The 809-nt window shown below is 73.5% G+C and carries 1 protein-coding gene; it reads right to left on the bottom strand.

Annotated features, from left to right (window positions below; translation table 11 throughout):
• Positions 1 to 809, bottom strand: an 809-nt coding sequence (locus IE118_RS33840) for a ketoacyl-synthetase C-terminal extension domain-containing protein (protein WP_189561929.1), incomplete at both ends; no start/stop codon positions are given.

The following is an 809-nucleotide window of genomic DNA, read 5'->3' as shown; positions in this document are numbered from 1 at the left end:
GATGGCGAAGAGGGCGGGCTGGGTGTATTCGGTGCGGTCCAGCAGCGCGGCGTCGGCGTCGCTGCCGGTGCCGAACATCACGTCGCGCAGGGGGCGGTCGAGCAGGGGGTCGATGTGGGTGCAGACCTCTTCCAGGGCGGCGGCGAACTCGGGCACGGCGGCGGCGAGTTCCCTGCCCATGCCCAGCCGCTGCGCACCCTGCCCCGAGAACACGAAGCCCAGTCGCCCGGTGCGGGAGCGTTCCTGGACCACCACACCCGGATCGGCGCCGCCCTCGGCCAGCGCGCGCAGTGCGGCCAGCTGTTCGTCCTGGTCGCGGCCCGCGACGACGGCGCCCGTCTCGAGCACCGCGCGGCTGGACACCAGCGACCAGGCCACGTCCGCCCTGTCCGCCGGTTCCTTCAGGTTCTCGCGCTCGATGTGCGCGGCCAGACGAGCCGCCTGCGCACGCACCGCATCCGTCGAACGCCCGGACAACACCCAGGGCACCACCGCGCCACCGGCCGTGCTCCCGCTCCGCTCCTCCTCCGCGGACGTCTCGGGGGCGGCCTCCAGAACCACGTGGGCGTTGGTCCCGCCCAGACCGAAGGAGGAGACGGCGGCGCGGGCGGGGCGGTCGCCGGTGTGGGGCCAGGGGCGTGCTTCGACGAGGAGTTCCATGGCGGCGGTGTCCCAGTCGATGTGCGGGGTGGGCGTGTCGACGTGGAGGGTGCGGGGCAGGGTGCGGTGGCGCATGGCCTGCACCATTTTGATCACTCCGCCGACGCCGGCGGCGGCCTGGCTGTGGCCGATGTTCGACTTGAGTGAGC

The sequence above is a fragment of the Streptomyces pilosus genome (assembly GCF_014649835.1).
GTDB classification, from domain to species: Bacteria; Actinomycetota; Actinomycetes; order Streptomycetales; family Streptomycetaceae; genus Streptomyces; species Streptomyces pilosus.
This window is presented reverse-complemented; position numbering and strand designations above follow the sequence as displayed.